The sequence below is a fragment of the Anaerolineales bacterium genome, from assembly GCA_003105035.1.
GTDB lineage: Bacteria > Chloroflexota > Anaerolineae > Anaerolineales > UBA4823 > FEB-25.
The window spans coordinates 61,083-79,846 of record PQAL01000017.1 but is presented as its reverse complement, the minus strand read 5'-3'; the positions used below and the strand labels follow the sequence as shown (position 1 = coordinate 79,846).

Sequence of the window (18,764 nt, the reverse complement as noted above, 5' to 3'; positions counted from 1 at the left end):
GATAAGTGCTAATTAGATCATTCTGTTACTGATCTGTGATTGTAAATGGCTCGGCGGGCCATCCCTGGTGATAGGACGCCTGCACAAGACCTGCAACAAGGCTGGGCAGGACCGGCTGAACAATTATATCGTCCACGGGCATCCAGACTGGCAGGTGTGAGCCTTTCATCGAATCGGGCGAGGAGTGCATCTCTCCACCTGATCCCGTACCAAACTCCCCGCCAGCCACCCGGGCAAGAAAATAATACTGGGGAGTCTCCAGGTACCAGACTTCAGCGACCATACGGCCGATTTCGACTTCCAGTCCGAGCTCTTCCAGCGTCTCGCGGCGAGCAGCAGCTTCAGGTGTTTCGTTTACCTTGATCTTTCCACCGGGAAAGACGAAATAGTGCAGCCCTGATCGGTAGCGCTCGATCAGGGCGATGCGGTTATTTTCGATGAGGATGACCGCTGACCTAGGTTTCATGGGGCAGAGTCCACTGGCTTTTTAATTCAACAGGCAGACGCTGGGTAGTTTCGAGGATGCATGCCAGGGCAGGCTCTTTCGTTCCATAGATCCGTGAAACCCATCCCGCGATAGGATTGGCCTCACCGCTGCCATAGACCAGCTGTCCTGCACGGATGAGTCGGAAATTTGCGTTTTGGATCGGCTGCCCATCAGCTCCCCAAGCTGCCTGACCCATGCTCAATGTCACCCACCCAAATGGCGACCGGAGTCGTACCTCATAGGTTATTTTTTCTGGTGGTACCGGCTCTCTGACTTCATATTCCAGGTCGGGAACCAGCCAGTGCAAGCGGATGGTATGGGGTTGGGTGGATGGGCCAGTCACTCGGTCAGTGATTTCCCAATCTCCAGTACTCAAGGCTGCCAGTGTGCGCGTGTGAACCATTCCCAGCTTTCGGTAGCCATTGTGGCTCGCGGTGATGGTCTGAAGGTTATCCGAGCCTGGTTCAGATTTACAGACCTGCGCCTGGGCCCAATCCAGGTACAAGAAACGACCAGCGTGCAGCATAAATTCCTGCCCATCCACGGTGAGGGTGTTGTGTACGAATGCTGTTACCAGTGAGTTATCCCATGGCGGAGCAGAATTATATAGGTAAGTGCCAGCATCCTGGGCGAGATTGATACCCTGCCACCACAGATCTACGTGCAGCTGGTCAGCATGAGCGGGGCGAGAATTAAAATGAGCGATTCTCAGTGCTGCCCATGAGTTATTTGCGGGCTGGTGCGGGATCTGTCCAGGATTTACTTCAACCATACCTGGGTTTCTTGTTATTAGTCTGTCATCAAATCCATGGCGTGGAATTGTGCTATCTGCTGGCTCACACAGCCACAAAGACAATTCCTGCCATGGCCCTTCAGGCGTAACTGCAATGTTCAAAAAGCCTTGGGCGGCAGCACTGATGACTGGTCGATAATCCTCGTATGGGCTGATAGTTAGCGGGAGGATATAAGCGCCATCATTATGGCCGAGGTTGGGAACCTTCCCGCTCAGGGAGTCAAGTAATTGCCAGAGCCAAACCGTGGCAGACGCTAGATTTGATTGGATTTCTGGTGAGATGGGTTCAGATAGATAGGCTGTTCCATGCACGGCATACATCCACAACGCGGCCTGGAGCATCAGGCGGTGATAATTGGTGCTATGCTGAACATATGTGCCATCAGATGCAATCTGTAAGCGAAATGCGCGCTGTAGCCATTTCCACCCCAAAGCGTTCCACCTGGCTGCCAGTGGGTGATCTCGCAACAAGGCTGAGGCGGTATACAGCCCCAAGGCTTCGGTGATCAGGTGATTATTATTCTGCGAGCGCGCATAAACCATCGTGGCTGGGATACGCTCAGCGTGGATGGCTATCGCCCTGGCAAGCCAGTCAAGCCGAGCAGGTGTGGAGTATTTCGAGCCAGCAAATACCTGAATGGCAAAAGCCAGGGAGATAATGCGGATAGCCACTTCCTGGGCGGAGGCCCACTGAGGGCCGAGGTAAGCTAGATTGGAGGATAAGAATTGCTCGGTATACTCCCAGAATGAGCTGGCATAATTCTCATTACCCCCCAGGTGATATGCCCTGGCCAGCGTGCACGCCCAGCCGAACCGACCAGCCTCCCAAATAAACTTGATATCCTGACCATTAACCTGTCCATCTCCCTGCTCGTAATCAGCCCACTCCTTCAGTGGCCCGGATAGGCTCAGGCTAAGTGGAACTGGCTTGCCACCGAATAAGCGGATCTGCCCTTTGACGATCTCATCTGCCTGCTCATTCAGGCTCTCTGCCTGCTCGCCGAGCAGTTTTTTTAGCCTATCCTGTGCTGGCAGCTGGGCAAGGACTGGATGGATCTTGAGATAGGAAGCCTGGTCGAATTTTTCCAGCCTTGATCTAGCTGCAATGAGGGCACGCTGGTAGTGCCCTGTTTTTAACCCAAACCTGTAGAGGGCGAACAATCCAACCTGAGCAACGCCAAGCTGAGTAGCTGCTTTCAAAGCGATCTTTATGCGTGAAGCAGGAGCCATACGATTATCGTTACCGACTCATATCAGGCAGAGGCTGTATCGAGCAAGATGGTCTTTTGGGAGTGGAGAGCATCTATTGCGGCAAAAGTTGCTTCAGTAACAGCGAACAGCTGGTCGTATGGAATGGGAGGTGTACTACCAGCAATCAGCGCTTTTGAGAAGGCGTGCCATTCAGCGCGGTGGCCTTTATCCTGGCGCAGGCGCGAATGAATAACCTTTCGCTTGCCATGTGCAACCAGCTCCAGCTGGCGGAAATCATCCAGCACGCCCACCTTTCCCCCGGAAAAAACCTCGATACGTTCCTTAGGAAACACCTTGTCGCCATTGGCCAGGTAGGTGATGGTGCCAATTGAGCCGTCCTTGAAGATTAAGATAATCGCGACATTATCTTCTCGATACCGGCTATCATCCGGTAACGCAGTAGCAGTCACCATGACAGGCGGGGAACCCACTAGGAATGTTATGAAATCGATGAAGTGGCAAGCCTCGCCGATGATCCGGCCCCCACCCTGGATGGGATCCTGGACCCAATGCGTGAGGGGAATATTACCGGCATTGATGCGGTAGGTGGCGACCAGGGGCTCGGAGCGTGGACTGATGAAGTTATTTAACGTTTGGGCAAAAGGTGCGAAACGCCGGTTAAAGCCCACCATGAGCAGTGGAGATACTTCGCGGCTGAGTAACTCCTGCTTGATCGCAGCCAGCTGCTCACGGGTAGTCGCCAGGGGCTTCTCGCAGAAGACATGTTTACCGGCTTGCAGCGCTCGTATGACCTGTTCAGCATGTAAGTGGTGGCGGGTCAGGATGGCGACCGTGTTGATCTGCGGGTCTTGCAGGATTTGATGCTCGCTCTCGGCGGTGTACTTAAAGCCGAATTTCTGGGTTGCATAGTGGGCGTGATAGCCACTCCCGGATGTGATGGAAACCAGCTCAATCTCTGGTAGCTTCTTTATCGCTGGCAGCATGACTGCATTGGCGAAGTTCCCAGCCCCGATCACTCCCAGGCGCACAGCATTCACCCCGGTGACCGGCAGGTTCGACTTGATGACCGGTTCTTCAGCTTTAGGTGGTTTGGTTATTTGTTTCGTATCTGGATATGTCAGCAGCACTCCCAGGAAGGGCTGTTTCGATTTACCTGTGATGAGCTCATATGCCGAGGGTGCTTCGGCGATGGGAAAACGGTGCGTGATGAGCGGTTTTACGTCCACCCGGCCCTCTGCCAGCAGGCTCACAAAAGCTTCAAGGTTGCGCCCTTCTGTCCAACGCACATAGCCAATTGGATAATCCAGGCCACCTTCTTCGTAGGTTGGATCATACCGACCAGGCCCATACGAACGGGAATTTATGAATGAGAGCTCCTTGGTATAGTAAACCTTGCGAGGAATACTCAATCCTACCGCCCCGATAGCCACCACGCGCCCGCGATCACGGGCGATTTCACCCGCCAATTCAACCGGGTCGTTGCTTGGGGTATCGGCGCAGATCAGGATATTATCCAACCCGCAGCCGTGGGAGAATGCCAGGGCCGCTAGAGCTGCGTTTTCACGTAGCGTGGCGGTGGCACCTAGCTCCTTAGCCAGCCTCACACGCGATTCATCCAGGTCTACACCGAAGACCTGGCAGCCAGCCGCACGCGCCAGCAGGACCGTCAACAAGCCCAATAAACCCAACCCAATCACACCCACCGATTCACCCAACTGAGCACCTACCAGCCTGAAACCATGCAAGGCGATCGCCCCGAGGGTGGTGAATGCCGCTGATTCGAAATCCACTTGCTCTGGAAGTAACGCCAGCAGGTTTTGCGGTACCAGCTCATATTCTGCGTGGACTGCATAACCCCCACCTGCGCAGGCTACCCGGTCACCAACCTTGAAGCTCTTTAGTCCCTCTCCTACTGCCTCGATCACCCCTGCAGATGAATAGCCGAGTGGCATGGGTTGGTCCAAGCGGGTAAATGCCGCTTCGATGGTGGATAATACACCTTCGCGGCGGGCTTTATCAACCACCTGGTTCACCAGGTCAGGGCGCGATAGGGCTTTCCCGACCAAATTCTTTTCGGCAAACTCCACCAACATGCGTTCTGTCCCAGCTGATACCAGAGAGGCCTGGGTGCGAACAAGGGCCATGCCAGCCTGAACTTGTTGAATGGGTACCTCTGCAATCACTGTCTCGCCGGTATGAATGTTTTGGAGGAGCTGTTTCATAAATTCACCTGCTAAGTGGCAATAAGATTAGGGATGCTGCGAAGATTATAGCGCGGATTTTACCGACATGTTATAATTTTCTTCCAGTTAAATGTCAGACAACTTTCATAAAGGAATATTTATGGCTACCCAACCTTTCTTCAAATTAGCTCAAATCCTTGTGGATCACTCCACGTATGTGAAACCCGGAGACCGGGTTGCAATCGAAACGACAACCAATGCCGTTGAATTGGTAAGTCATATCTACGAGCTGGTGCTCCAACGCGGTGGGCACCCCCATATCCTACTAAACCTCCCTGATCAGGACCAGGTATTTTTCAAGTTTGCCAATCCTGACCAGCTGGCATATACCCCAACCTTTCAGCAGCTAGTCACCGACCAGTTTGAAGTATATATCCGCGTGCGGGCTGATATCGATCCACGCTGTCTCAGCGATGTACCTGCCGAGAAGCAGTCGCAACGACAGAAAGGGATGGCCCCGGTACGCAACCGGATGTTGCAGCGGGGTGCAGATAACTCGCTGCGCTGGGTGCTCACCCAGTTCCCAACCGAAGGCTATGCCAAAGAGGCTGGCATGAGCCTTCCAGAATATACCCAGTTCTTGCTGGCAGCCTGCCACGCAGATGAAAATACGCCCAACCCAGTGGCTCATTGGGAGTTTATCCGCCTGCAGCAGAGCCGCATGATCGAGAGCATTGAAGGTCATGAACTGATCAAATTGCAGGGTCCCAATGTCGACCTGAGCCTTTCAGTGAAAGGTCGCAAGTTCAACAATTCATTCGGCAGGCATAACCTGCCGGATGGCGAGATCTATACCGGTCCAGTCGAGGGATCGGCCAACGGTTGGGTGAAATTCACCTACCCTGCGATCTACCAAGGCAGGGTTGTGGAAGGTGTGGAGCTGGAGTTTAAAAACGGCAGGGTAGTTTCGGCCAGGGCCAAAGTAGGCGAGGACCTGCTAAAGGCAATGATTGACTCAGATGAAGGCTCACATTATCTGGGTGAATTTGCCATCGGCACGAATTTCGAGATCGATCGGTTCACCCGCAATATACTCTTTGACGAAAAATTGGGGGGTACATTCCACCTTGCCCTGGGCGCGGGGTACCCCGAAACTGGCAGCAAAAACACCAGCGTGATTCACTGGGACATGATTTGCGACCTGCGACACGATTCTGAAATGTTGGTGGATGGCACAGCGATCTACCGAAATGGGAAATTCATCTGATCCTCAGCCAGGTAACAGCAGGGCAGGCAAAAAATTGCCTGCCCTGTTTTTTTGTTTGAGACAAACCGAGACAGTTTATTGGGTGGCAGTGCTGACAGATTTTATAAGGTCGAAGGTTGCCTGGATGACCTGGGCCTGCTGTGCCTCGCGGGTGATGGTTGCAGGGTTATCACCGGCCTGGTCACCATACCAGCCGAATTGGGCATGATTGCCCCCATCGATCTCCAGCCAGTTAGTATCGGCGGGTAATAAACTGCGTGAAGCTTCAATTTTATCTGGTGTCGCCAATCCATCCAGGCTTGCAGATATAGAGGCGACCTTTATTCCGCTGTTGGTGAGGTCGTTACTGCTGGCCGGGTAGGAGGCCCATAAAACAAGCCCATCGATTTGATCGGGGTGATTATAAGCGTATGAAGCGGCCATCGAGCCGCCTAAGGAGTGCCCGCCAATCACCCAACTGTCAATCTCTAGATAAGCTTCAATGACCGCTCCTGCTTTGCCAGAGCCGAAGACAGCCAGATTGAGCGGCATGGGCACAATGACGACCAGGTAACCTTGCTCGGCAATCGTATTAGCCTGGGGTGCATAAGAACGCGGATCCACCCGCCCGCCCGGGTAAATGATAAAGCCGGTTGTTGGGATTTGCTGGGTAGGCTCGAAAACCAGCCAGGGTTCAGTGGTCACCTGGACCTGTTCATCCGATTGCAATGCCGCGATGGCTTCAGGCATGGGGGCTGGGACGATCGATCCCCAGGCCACAAATCCGATCACAGCAACAGCCAGGGCGCCAAGCAGAACCACCCACCAGAATTTCTTCAACCATTTCATAACTGATGCCTCTCTCTTTAGCTCAAGGATTTTCTCTGAAAGCAGTGCCGCTATTTTACACGATTTGATGATAAAGGTTCCACATGCGGTAATATAGGCCGTGCTTTGCCAGTAATTCAACATGCGTACCGCGCTCGGTCACTTCACCTGCGCGCAGGACCAGGATCTCATCCATGCTTTCAAGACCCACCATGTTCTGGCTGATGGTAATCGTGCTGCGACCGCGGCTTAATTGCTGGACGGAGTTTAATACTTTGCCTTCCGTGGCGGGGTCGAGATTGACCGTCGGCTCATCCAGGATCAGCAGTGGAGCATCCTTCAGAATGAGCCGAGCAATTGCCAGCCTCTGGCGCTCTCCTGCACTCAATCGAAAACCATGCTCGCCGATCCAAGTATCAGTCCCTGCCGGTAGGGAGCGGATAAAATTATCCAGCTGGGCATAACCTAACGCCTGCATAATCTCTACATCTGTTGCAGATGGTTTTGCAATCAGCAGGTTTTCTTTAACCGTCGCACAGAACAAATAAGTATCTTGACCTACCAACCCAATCAGCCCCCGGATATGCTCCTGGGGGTAATCGTGTAGCTCATTACCGCCCAATCTGATCGAACCTTGCTGATACTCCCAAAACCGCATGAGCAGATTGGCCAGGGTTGATTTTCCCGCTCCGCTTGCACCAAGGAGGGCAATATGCTTCCCTTGAGGCAGGTCGAACGAGATATCTTTCAGACTGAAGGTAACTTCTGTTGATGGCGATTCAGAGTCAGCCCAGGCTGGGTATGCAAATGAAAGATTTTGAATTTCCAGGTCTTTCCTTGCAGGCAACTCACGGGGTGAATCGAGGTCGACCACAGGCTGCGGTGCATCCACCAGCTCGTACAGCCTCCCCAGTGCAGCCCGGTTCGCTTCGAGATTCTGGGCTACCTGGGGAAGGGGTTGGATGGCCTCAAAGCAGGTAAGGGCAGTTAATGCCACCACGCCGAGGTACACACCCGAGAGCTGACCCTCGCTGACCATTTGAATACCGAGTACCAGCACAGTGATCATCGCCAGGTTGGAAAACAGGCTCCCCAATGCAGTATGTACTGCAGATAGATTAGCGATGCGGCCCTGGATCTTGATTAACCGGTTTCCCGCCTGCCGTACCCGCAGTTGTTGTTGATCTGCCTGACCGAAAGCGATCAAGTCAGGCAGGCCTTGAAAGCTGTCGATCAATAGCGTGCTGAGCTGGGCTCGCTCAGCAAGCATTCTAACGCCTAACCCGCGCGCTTGATACGTGGTGAGGATGGGCTGGAGAATGCCTGCAAAGATGAGAAAGACCATCAGTCCCCAGACCAGTGGTAAGCCAAAGTTGTTGAGGAAGAGCAAGACAACCCCACTGACCAGGATGGCGACCAGCGGAGGGTTCAACGCCCTTACATAGAATGTCTCGAGCGAGCCGATATCCCGGATGGCGCGTGTGAGCAGGTCTCCGCTGTGGTAGCGTTTGAGGCGAGCAGGTGCCAGAGGTTCCAGAGCCTGGTAAAACCATACTCGCCAGCTGGCCAGCAAGCGGAAGGTCACATCGTGGGAGGTGAGCCGCTCAAGATAGCGAAAGACCCCGCGCGACAGCCCAAAAAAACGTACCCCCACGATCGCCACCTGCAGCTCTGCGATGGATGGGTGGAGTGCAGCTGCGGAGATGATATACGCCGAAGCTGCCATCAAACCTACACCGCTGAGAATGGTGGCAAATCCCAACCCCATCGCCAATCCAATCCTGGGCCAGAAGGGAAGCATCGTCTTGAGCAGGCGGGACAATGGCAGCCTTGGCTGAGCTGGCTTGTCTTTCAGCGATTCAGGCGGGTTGAGTGCCAACCCCGGTTTCGATTCCATGGGAGGCGCGTCAAGTCCATGCCTATACTTTACTGCTGGTGTTGCTACCTTCGGCAAGTGCACCTGCTGAGCCGTGGTTTCAACCTTCCCATGGCTCAATTTGACCACCTGGTCGGCATTCTGGATGGTAGCTTGCTGATGAGCAATAATCAAGACAGTGCGGTCGCAGGTTAATTGCCGGATCGAATCCTGGATTAATTCATTCGTTTCAGGGTCAAGGTGCGAAGTGGCTTCATCCAAGATCAGGAGTGGGGCATCCTTGAGGAAGGCACGGGCCAAGGCAATACGCTGGGCCTGACCCATGCTTAAGCGAGTACCGCGTTCACCAATCAGAGTCTCGTATCCGTGGGGCAGTCCGCGGATGAACTCATCAGCATGTGCCAGGCGAGCGGCATGCTGGACCGCGTTAATGTTAGCCTGTGGATCCGCGAGGCGGATATTCGCGGCGATCGTATCATTGAAGAGGTAGGGATTTTGCGGCACCCAGGCTAGGCTGGCATGCCATGCATCAAGTGGAAATTGCGCGAGGCGCTCTCCATCGACCAGAATCTCACCTGCTTGGGGCAGGAGAAAGCGCATTAATAGCCAGGTCAGGGTGGATTTACCAGCTCCGCTGTCACCGGTCAGAGCGGTGATTTTTCCTGCGGGCACATCGAAGGAAACCTGGTCAAGGACGACCGGATCGTTCGCATAGGCGAACTTGACGTTGTTAAAGGTGATTGTTGGTGGTGTGGTCACAGGTTGTGGAGAATGTCGATCAGTTGCTCCATTTTGGTGCGAGGATGGCAGAGGTTGGTCGAGTATCTCATAAATCCGCTTGGCTGCTTCCACACCCGCCATGCCAGCATGAAAGCGTGTGCCTAATAATCGCAGGGGTAGGTAGAATTCAGGCGCAAGCAGGAGAATACAGAAGGCCTGTTCGAATGCCAGACGTCCGTAGAGCAAGCGGACGCCAATCTCGACCGCCACAACCGCAGTGCTGAGCGTGGCGACCAGCTCCAACGCCAGTGCCGATAGGAAGGTAACCTTTAGTACCCCCATGGTTATGCGACGATACTGGTCACTGACCTCCTGGATCATCCCAGCCTGTCTTTGGCTTCGGCCAAGGGCCTTTAGCGTAGTTAAGCCTTGCAGCACATCCAGGAAATAAGCGCTCATCCTGCTTAGCCCTAGCCATTGTTTTCGGGTAAGCGTTTCAGCGGCGCTGCCAATCAGGTACATGAAAACTGGTAGCAGCGGCGCAGTAACCAGCAGGATGACTCCCGACAATGGATCTAGAGGAAATACGAAGATTAAAATCGCAATTGGGACCAGAGCTGCCAAGGCAAGCTGTGGCAGGTATTGGCTGAAATACGCATCGAGCGCGTCAATGCCTTCCGTCGCCAGGTTGACCAGTGCACCAGTTTGATTTTCCGTTCCTCCTACCTCGCCTTGTAAATTAGCCGGACCAAGGGCGTGGAGGTGGGCAATCAATTGCTCACGTAAACCCTGTTTAATCTTCCTTCCAGCTGAACCAGCTGTGGTTTCACTCCCCCAGATTAATATTGCTCGTATGGAAATGATGAGAACAACCGCAGCGATGATGGGAATGACCGCCTGCAGGTTTTTGTTTTCAAGAAATACCTGGTTTACCACTTTGGCCACACCGCGTGCCTGGAGGATGATCAGGAATCCACCAATCAACCCCAGGCAGATTGCCAGGGCGATCAAGTATTGGGCGTATCTAGCTTCCTTGAGCAGGCGTGGGTCGATCTTCATCAAGAATTAAGCGGCGGTCAGCATTCAGGGCAGGGTAATAAGGCACTGAATGCTGACCGCAATGAGCAGGATACCGATTTCAATAGGTTAGCTTTTTAGCATCCCCCGAAACACGTTTACGAAAGATCCAATACGTCCAGCCCTGGTAAAGCAAGACGATCGGCAGGAAGATCAAGGTTACGATGGTCATTAACCGTAAGGTGGTAAAAGATGAAGCCGCATTTTCGATATTCAAGCTCCATAATGGGTTTAAACTCGACACCATCACGCGTGGATACAGGAAAGCGAAGATGGTCAGGACAACGAATGCGACGGTGAGGCAGGTCATCAAGAACACCCTGCCGTATTGCTCTTTTCGCAGGAAATACCCGCTTATCAGGATAGCTGCTGCCCCCAAGACAGGGAACAAGATGGGGAGGACGCTTAATCGCAGGCGGATATCGGTGGTGATGAAGGCGGTGACAATGAAAATGACCAGGATCAGGACAACCAATAACCAGAGCGAGCGGACCACACCTTTTGCTCTTTGTTCAAGCTCCCCCTCGGTCTTAATTGACAGGAAAGCTGCCCCATGGAAAATCAGGAGCACAACGACTGCCAGAGCAGCCAGGAGTGCAAAGGGATTCAATAGGTTAAAAAACCCTCCCACATACTGCATATTGGCATCAATTGGGACCCCACGCACCAGGTTGGAAAACGCAATGGGTAACAGGACGGCGGCCAACAGGCTACCTGTAAAGATGCACCAGTCCCACAAAGAGCGCCAGGTGGGGTTCTCATCCTTGCTGCGGAACTCGAAAGCTACCCCACGCACAATCAACCCGATCAACACCAGGAACAACGGCAGATAGAATCCGCTGAACAGGGTGGCGTACCAGTTCGGGAAGGCTGCAAAGGTAGCCCCACCTGCAGCGATTAACCACACCTCATTACCATCCCAATGCGGTCCGATGGTATTGATGATTGTTCGGCGTTGAGTATCGTTTTTCCCCAGGAATGGTAGCAGGATACCCACCCCAAAATCGAAGCCTTCCAAGATGAAGAAACCTGTATAGAGGACGGCGATAAATATAAACCAAAGTGTATTCAGGCTCATTAGAATACCTCCTACTTCCCTTCTGATGGGGCGACCAGGGATGGGTTGAATTCAGCGGGCGATTCTGAAGTGAGAACAGGTCCGGCCTTGGCGAATTTCATCATCAGGTAGACCGTCGCTGTGATTAGTAAGCCATACACCAGGATAAATCCGATCAAGCTTATCAGGATCTCACCTCCGCTTAAGGCCAGCGACACGCTGTCTGGGAGCTTGAGTACTCTGTACACCGTCCAGGGGAAGCGGCCCACTTCCGTCAGGATCCAACCCGTTGTGTTAGCAATGTAGGGCAGGGCAACCGCAAAGGGCAGTATCTTTATGAACCAGCCTAGTTTTGCATAAAGGTTTTTTAGTTCGATGAATAATGCCACCAGACTGATTAGAATCATCAATAATCCAGCCCCGACCATGGCGCGAAAGCTCCAATACAGGATGTACGGTGGTGGCACGTAATCACCTGGGCCGTACTGCTGTATATACTGTTGTTCAAGGTCAAGAATGCCTTCAACTTTACCTGTGAAGCGGTTATATTCCATGAAGCTCAGTAAGCCAGGTACCCGCCAATCGAGTAATACTTCACGCGTCACCGGATTTCCGATCGTGATGATGGACAGGGAGGCAGGATCTTCGGTGTTATAGAGGGCTTCAAGGGAGGCCAGTTTCATGGGCTGGGTAACCAACAGTTCCTGGCCCTGGGTGTGCCCGGATAGACCGACTGCAATGGTTGCCACCAGACCAACCGCACTTGCCAGGCGGATGGATATTCGAAACAATTCCGTCTCATTGTGCCTGATCAGGTGATAAGCACTCACCCCCATCATAAAAAATGAAGCGGTGACCAATCCTGCACTGAGGACGTGCGGAAAATGGCTAAAGATGGGGAGGTTCGTCACCACTTCCCAGAAATTGGTCAAAACCGCCCGACCATCCTCAATGGTATATCCGACCGGGTGCTGCATGAATGCATTGGCAACCAGGATCCACATGGCGGAGATAGTGCTTCCAACGACCACCAACCATATGGTAGCCAGATGTAAGCCCTTGGATATCCGGTCCCAGCCGAAAATCCATATCCCCAGAAACGTGGATTCCAGGAAGAACGCCAGCAGGGCTTCGATAGCCAGGGGTGCCCCAAAAATATCACCTACGAAACGTGAGTATTCTGACCATGACATGCCGAACTGGAATTCCTGGACGATGCCCGTGACCACGCCAATAGCAAAGTTGATCAGGAATAATTTTCCCCAGAACTTGGTCAGGCGTTTGTAGGTCTCTTTGCCAGTGGCGACATAGATAGATTCAAAGATCGCCACCATTAGAGACAGACCCAGGGTTAGGGGAACAAAGAAAAAATGGTAAATGATTGTGATTGCAAATTGAAGCCTAGCGAGCAGCAACACATTCATAATTGCACTCCTCCCACATAAATTTGTAATATCTTAGCAAAAAGAGGATTATTTCACAAGGTAATTTTACATCATGAGGGGCAGGTTATGAATGGTATTCCGTAATTTCAACAGGGGAAAAGCGGTCAGGCTCGCCAGAATCCCCTGCGGATGGGACGAACATCTTCGGCAGTGATGAAGGCTTCTGGATCGATATCATTTACCAGCCGGTAAACTACATCTACTTGCTTACGCAGGACCGAGGCGTTAATCATTGAGACCATTCCATCTTTGCCCCGGCCAGATAGTTCGGTGACTGCATAACCGTTCTCTCGTAAATGAGTAACAATGGCCGACCCACGCCGTGGGCTGATGATGTTAATCATAATATGACCGATGGCAATGCGCTCCTCGATCAGCATGCCCACCACATTCCCAGTGGCGAAACCCGCCGCGTAGCCAATAATATTCAATGGATTATTGACCTGAGTAAGAACCTTGCCAATCGCTAGTACGAAGATAGCCGATTGGAAGAAACCCAGCACCCAGGCGATCTTCTTTTTCCCGCGCATAACGAATAAGACGCGCAGGGTGTCGAGGGTCATATCGCTGACACGCAGGATGAAGATTAATAATGCGCTTAGCCACGCCTGGGTGGATAATAGTAATTCCATGGCTATCGTTCAGTTGGCAGGTACATTCGCTCGGTATATTCTTTCACCATACGCTGGACATTGAAGCGCGGGGTCAGTGTACGCATCGATTCTTTCATGAAGGTGATCCAATCCCCGGGCTGGTTATCCGCGGAGCGGTCTTGATAATACAAAGGGATGATTTTATTCTCGAGGGTATCATACAGGCTTTCGGCATCGGCGTCATCCTGTTGCTCGTTGGTCTCACGATCCTGCTCATCCCCAATAGCCCAACCATTGGATCCATTGAATCCTTCGCGCCACCAACCATCCAAAACAGAAAAATTAAGCACGCCGTTGAAGGCTGCTTTTTGCCCGGAGGTGCCAGATGCTTCATTGGGCCTGCGAGGGGTATTCAGCCACACATCCACACCCTGGACAAGGTACCTGGCTAGGTTCATGTCGTAATCTTCAAGGAACACCAACCGGCCGCCAGCTTCGGCTTTTTTGATCGTCCGGTACACCTCCTGGATGATGAGCTTACCTGGTTCATCTGCTGGGTGGGCTTTACCGGCAAAGATGATCTGCACTGGCTGGGTAGGTTTGTTGATGATTTCCATCAAGCGGTTGACATCATGTAGGATCAAGTTCGCCCGCTTATATGTAGCGAAGCGGCGGGCAAATCCGATGGTCAATGCATAGGGATCCAGCAATGCGCCGGAGGCAATCACCTGTACCGGATGGACTCCACCATGCAGCCATTGTTCACGGGTGCGTTCCAGGATGTATATGGTTAACTTTCGCTTCAAGTGGCGGCGGATCGCCCACAGCTCTGCGTCTGGGATGTTCTCGATCCGCTCCCAAAGCTCCTGGTCGTCGATGTGGTCTTTCCAGCCATTCCCGAGATAGCGATCGTACATGGAGCTCAAGCGCCGGGCAAGCCAGGTGGTTGTGTGCACACCATTGGTAATGTGTGTGATCGGCACTTCATCTTCTCTGAGGTTCGGCCAATAAAAATTCCAAATTTTACGGGCAACCTTACCGTGCAGCTCCGACACTGCGTTGCGTTTCGTGGAAAAATTCATCGCCAGGATGGGCATGCTGAACGTCTCACCCCAAGGCAGGGCATGGTGGGCAAGCTGGATAAACTGGTCGCGTTCCAGGCCCAATTGGGGCCAGAAGTTGGAAAAATACTTATCCATCAACCAGATGGGGAACTCATCCGAGCCAGCGGGTACATTCGTGTGTGTGGTGAAAATGGTAGCGGACCGGACATTATCAGCTGCTTTTTCAAATGAATTGCCAGCTGCAACCAGCTCACGGATGCGTTCCAACACCATGAACGCTGAATGACCTTCGTTCATATGCCATACATCGGGGTTGTAGCCGAGGGCACGCAAAGCCCTGACGCCGCCAATCCCCAAGATGATTTCCTGCGAGATGCGTGCATCCATGTCGCTGATATACAGCCGTGAAGTCAGCTCACGGTCGCCAGGTGAATTGCTTTCCACATCACTGTCGAGCAAATACAGAGGTATCCGGCCGACGCGAATCTCCCATAAACGGGCTTCGATATTCCTGCCAGGCAGCTCTATAGTAACCGTGAAGGGGTTTCCCTGCTCGTCGATGAAAGGCAGGACTGGTAGCTCTTCAAATTTTAAACGCATGTAACGAGCTTCCTGCCACCCATCCTCGGAGATATGCTGAGAAAAATACCCCTGGGTGTATAGGAATCCAATAGCCAGGAATGGCAACCCCAGGTCACTGGCACCTTTCAGATGATCTCCTGAAAGCACTCCCAGCCCTCCAGCATAAATCGGCATGGTCTCATGCAGGCCAAATTCTGTCGAAAAGTATGCCACGGGTTGGTCTAAATTATGGGGATAGCTACTCGCATACCAGGTATTTTTTAATTTCATGTAATCGTCGAAGGCACGCAGGATGCGGTCATAGTGATCCAGTGCGTAGCGATCATTGATCACACTTTTTAGACGAGCCTGGTCTACCAGCTTGAGGAATTGAACTGCATTGTGATTGGTTTTTTCCCAGAGTACGGTGTCGATCCGGGAGAAAAGTCGTTGAGCCTCAGGATTCCAGGTCCACCATAAGTTGTAAGCCAGTTCACCGAGGCGGTTTATCCTGCGGGGAAGGGTGAACTGGTTGGGGATGATCGTTTTGAAATTAACCATAATCTTGTTATTCCTGATGAATACATTGTGAGTTGCTGAACAAAGCGCTGTTAATCTTACCACGTCAGCCTGATTTTGCGGCAGCCTGTCACCTTGCCTGCCCTGCACCTGCTATCAGGATTTTCGTTGGAACTCGCCTGCAATCAGACGAGCCAAGAGCCCTGGTTTAAGCTACAATTGGCCCAGGAGAATTCTTGTGGAAACTGTTCAATTATTTGTGACATGCATCATCGATACACTTTACCCTGAGACGGGAGAAGCAGTGGTGCGGGTGCTGGAGAAGGCTGGAGTACAGGTCTCCTTTCCGCCCGGACAGACCTGTTGCGGGCAGCCTGCCTTCAATGCAGGCTTCCGTTCTCAGGCGCGCCAGATGGCAATCCAGACCATCCAGGCCTTTGAGGATTATCCTGGTCCGGTCGTGGTTCCTTCGGGATCATGCGCAGCGATGCTCCGTCATTCGTACATCGAATTATTCGCTGGAGACCAGCAATGGCTGCCAAAGGCAGAGCAGCTTGCCAGTCGAACCTACGAGCTGACGGAGTATCTGGTGGACGTCTTGGGAATTACTGACCTGGGGGTGCAGTTCAATCAACGCATAACCTATCATTCCTCATGCCATCTGTTACGCGGCCTGGGTGTGGATCACCAGCCGCGTCGTTTGTTGGCCGCTATCCAAGGAGTTGAGCTGGTCGAGCTGCCGGATAGTGGAGACTGCTGCGGTTTTGGTGGCGTGTTCTCTGTTGAGCATCCTGAAATCTCGAGTGCCATGCTCGAGCGCAAGATTGCCAATCTGGAAGCCAGCGGTGCAGACCTGGTTGTGGCATGCGATGCCGGATGCGTGACCAATATTAATGGTGGTTTGCATCGCAAAAACAAGGCCCCGCATGCCGTGCACATCGCCGATGTTCTGGGAAAGACCTAGATGACCAGCCCATTCCATACTCGAATCAGGAAATCATTGGCGGATGAGAATTTACAATTTGCCCTGGATGCGAACGCCGTACGGCGAATTGCCGTCCGCAAGAACGCTTTTGCTTCTGTTCCCGACCATCAAGCTTTACGACTTCAGGCGCGGGCTGTGCGGACCGAGGTGATCGACCAGCTGGATCACTATCTTGAGATGTTCATCCAACACGCTGAAGCGAATGGCATGCTGATCCATCTTGCTGCGGATAGCGCCGAAGCAATCCGCCAGGTGATTGAGATCGCCCACAGCCATGGAGCCCAATTGATAGGCAAATCGAAGACTATGGTGAGCGAAGAAATAGAGCTGAACCCTGCTCTTGAGGCAGAAAGGTTTCAGGTGGTCGAAACTGACCTGGGCGAATATATTGTCCAGCTGCGGGGTGAGCCTCCCGCACACATCATCACCCCCGCAGTCCACCTCAGGCGGCAGGATGTGGGCAGGCTGTTTCAGGAGAAGCTGGGCATCCCTTATACTAAAGATATCAGCATCATGACCATTGCCGCCCGACAAACCCTGCGGCAGGTGTTTCTCAATGCGAATATCGGCATCTCGGGGGTTAATTTAGCTGTGGCTGAGACAGGCACTTTGTGCCTGGTCACCAATGAAGGAAATGGTCGCATGGTCACCACAGTGCCTCCTGTCCATATTGCCCTGATGGGTATTGAGCGGTTGGTGCCCAGCATGGCTGACCTGGCTCTGATGCTCTCATTACTTCCCCGGTCAGCCACAGGTCAAAAGCTGACTGCTTATACCAGCCTGCTCAACAGCCCCAGGCGCCCGAATGATGCGGATGGTCCGATGGAACGGCATGTGATCCTGGTGGATAATGGGAGGAGGGCAACGCGCCAATCGGAATTGCGCGAGATTTTGTATTGCATCCGCTGTGGATCATGCCTGAATGCCTGCCCAGTTTTTCGAGAGATTGGCGGGCATGCATACGTCTCCCGCGATGGGAAGCACAGCCCCTATCCTGGTCCGGTGGGAAGTGTAGTCTCGCCCGCCCTATTCGGGCAGGCTGAGTTTGGGCAATTGGCGCGCGCTTCCAGCCTGTGTGGCGCCTGCCGGGAAGCCTGCCCGGTGGATATTGACATACCCAAATTGCTGTTGCGTGTGAGGGCAGGCCGCCAAACAAACCAGCTAAAACCGATAACCCAACCCAATGCTCCGCTTGCATTGAAGATTGGGCTGGGATTTTTTGCTTTCACCGCAGCCTCTCCCTGGCGGTATGCGTTTGCTCAAAAGATGGCTGGTATCTTCGGTTGGCTGGCAGGCTTATTCTCGAAGAATGACCCGTGGATGCGACTGCCAGCGTTCAGTGGGTGGGGACTTTCAAAGGATTTCCCACAACCAGCCGTTCGTTCCTTTCGTTCTCGATTCCCGGAAATGGTCCATATCTCGCCTCAGCAGACTGCCACGGTAGCAAACCACAACCAAACCGAAACTGCTGAAACAGGATCAATCTCCGCGCCTCAGCTGACAGGTGTAGACCGTTTTGAATCCGAATTAACAGCCCTGGGAGGCCATTTCGTAACTTGCTCACCCCACGAATTGCCCGATCAGGTGATTCAAATTTTGAAACTACAAGGATTGGAAGAATTATTGGTATGGGATTCTGCGTATTTACCAGCTCAGCTGCTCGAGCGTCTGGCATCGGCAGGCATCCAGCTCAATCAGCCAACGGCAGAGAGCATAGAAGCCAGCAGCAAGGTAAGGGTGGGATTAACCGGTACATATGCAGGGTTAGCTGATACAGGCTCAGTGATCCTATTGGGAGGTGAGGGCAGGCCGATGACCGCCTCCCTGCTGCCAGAAATCCACATCGCCATCCTGCATGAGAAGGATATATACGAAAGCCTGGATCAGGTGATCGGCAATCCGGTAGTGGCACAAACCTCATGCGCGGTGATCATCACCGGCCCTTCGCGCACCTCCGATATTGAAATGACGTTGACGATTGGCGTGCATGGACCTGGTGAGTTGTGGGTAGTATGCGTGAAAGATGGGTAAGGCGGAATGGAATTCGAGGTCAATCGGCGTTTGCATTAAAATGTGAGTCCTACTTTTCAAATGCGTACGGGTTCTGATGATATAATT

The 18,764-nt window shown here is 52.8% G+C and carries 12 protein-coding genes; 3 read left to right on the top strand and 9 right to left on the bottom strand.

What is annotated here, in order from left to right:
• Positions 1 to 25 precede the first annotated feature (25 nt).
• From C3F13_07480 to C3F13_07470, 3 genes are read right to left on the bottom strand one after another with little or no spacing between them, the layout of a single operon-like run.
• Positions 26 to 466, bottom strand: coding sequence for a DNA mismatch repair protein MutT (locus tag C3F13_07480; GenBank protein ID PWB54125.1), 441 nt, complete (start codon positions 464 to 466; stop codon positions 26 to 28).
• Entirely contained in the window at positions 456 to 2,510 is a 2,055-nt protein-coding gene (locus C3F13_07475; GenBank protein ID PWB54124.1) for a hypothetical protein, read from the bottom strand. The genes C3F13_07480 and C3F13_07475 overlap by 11 nt, the downstream gene beginning before the upstream one ends.
• Before the next feature lie 23 nt (positions 2,511 to 2,533).
• Positions 2,534 to 4,714: an oxidoreductase gene (locus tag C3F13_07470; GenBank protein ID PWB54123.1), complete on the bottom strand. Its 2,181-nt coding sequence runs from the start codon at positions 4,712 to 4,714 to the stop codon at positions 2,534 to 2,536.
• 91 nt (positions 4,715 to 4,805) lie between these two features.
• Here C3F13_07470 and C3F13_07465 point away from each other — a divergent pair, with 91 nt between their 5' ends.
• Positions 4,806 to 5,942 carry an aminopeptidase gene (locus C3F13_07465; GenBank protein PWB54122.1) on the top strand — a complete coding sequence of 379 codons (1,137 nt, stop codon included), beginning with the start codon at positions 4,806 to 4,808 and terminating at the stop codon, positions 5,940 to 5,942.
• 75 nt (positions 5,943 to 6,017) lie between these two features.
• Here C3F13_07465 and C3F13_07460 read toward each other — a convergent pair whose 3' ends face one another.
• The 6 genes from C3F13_07460 to C3F13_07435 form a co-directional block, all read right to left on the bottom strand.
• Positions 6,018 to 6,770: an alpha/beta hydrolase gene (locus C3F13_07460; GenBank protein ID PWB54121.1), complete on the bottom strand. Its 753-nt coding sequence runs from the start codon at positions 6,768 to 6,770 to the stop codon at positions 6,018 to 6,020.
• A 55-nt stretch (positions 6,771 to 6,825) separates the two neighbouring features.
• Entirely contained in the window at positions 6,826 to 10,404 is a 3,579-nt protein-coding gene (locus C3F13_07455) for an ABC transporter (GenBank protein PWB54120.1), read from the bottom strand.
• Positions 10,405 to 10,483: 79 nt separating this feature from the next.
• On the bottom strand, positions 10,484 to 11,500 hold the full coding sequence (gene cydB, locus C3F13_07450; protein ID PWB54119.1) for a cytochrome d ubiquinol oxidase subunit II: 1,017 nt from the start codon (positions 11,498 to 11,500) through the stop codon (positions 10,484 to 10,486).
• 11 nt (positions 11,501 to 11,511) lie between these two features.
• Complete coding sequence (locus C3F13_07445; protein ID PWB54118.1) at positions 11,512 to 12,903, bottom strand: cytochrome ubiquinol oxidase subunit I; 1,392 nt, start codon at positions 12,901 to 12,903, stop codon at positions 11,512 to 11,514.
• A 125-nt stretch (positions 12,904 to 13,028) separates the two neighbouring features.
• Positions 13,029 to 13,556 carry a hypothetical protein gene (locus tag C3F13_07440; GenBank protein ID PWB54117.1) on the bottom strand — a complete coding sequence of 176 codons (528 nt, stop codon included), beginning with the start codon at positions 13,554 to 13,556 and terminating at the stop codon, positions 13,029 to 13,031.
• Positions 13,557 to 13,558: 2 nt separating this feature from the next.
• The gene (locus tag C3F13_07435; GenBank protein PWB54116.1) at positions 13,559 to 15,703 is read right to left on the bottom strand and encodes an alpha-glucan phosphorylase; all 2,145 of its coding nucleotides are present in this window, start codon (positions 15,701 to 15,703) and stop codon (positions 13,559 to 13,561) included.
• 190 nt (positions 15,704 to 15,893) lie between these two features.
• On the opposite strand from C3F13_07435, the gene C3F13_07430 reads away from it, so the two are divergent.
• The gene (locus C3F13_07430) at positions 15,894 to 16,625 is read left to right on the top strand and encodes a Fe-S oxidoreductase (GenBank protein PWB54115.1); all 732 of its coding nucleotides are present in this window, start codon (positions 15,894 to 15,896) and stop codon (positions 16,623 to 16,625) included.
• Positions 16,626 to 18,677, top strand: a complete 2,052-nt coding sequence (locus tag C3F13_07425) for a hypothetical protein (protein PWB54114.1) — start codon at positions 16,626 to 16,628, stop codon at positions 18,675 to 18,677.
• Positions 18,678 to 18,764 lie beyond the last annotated feature (87 nt).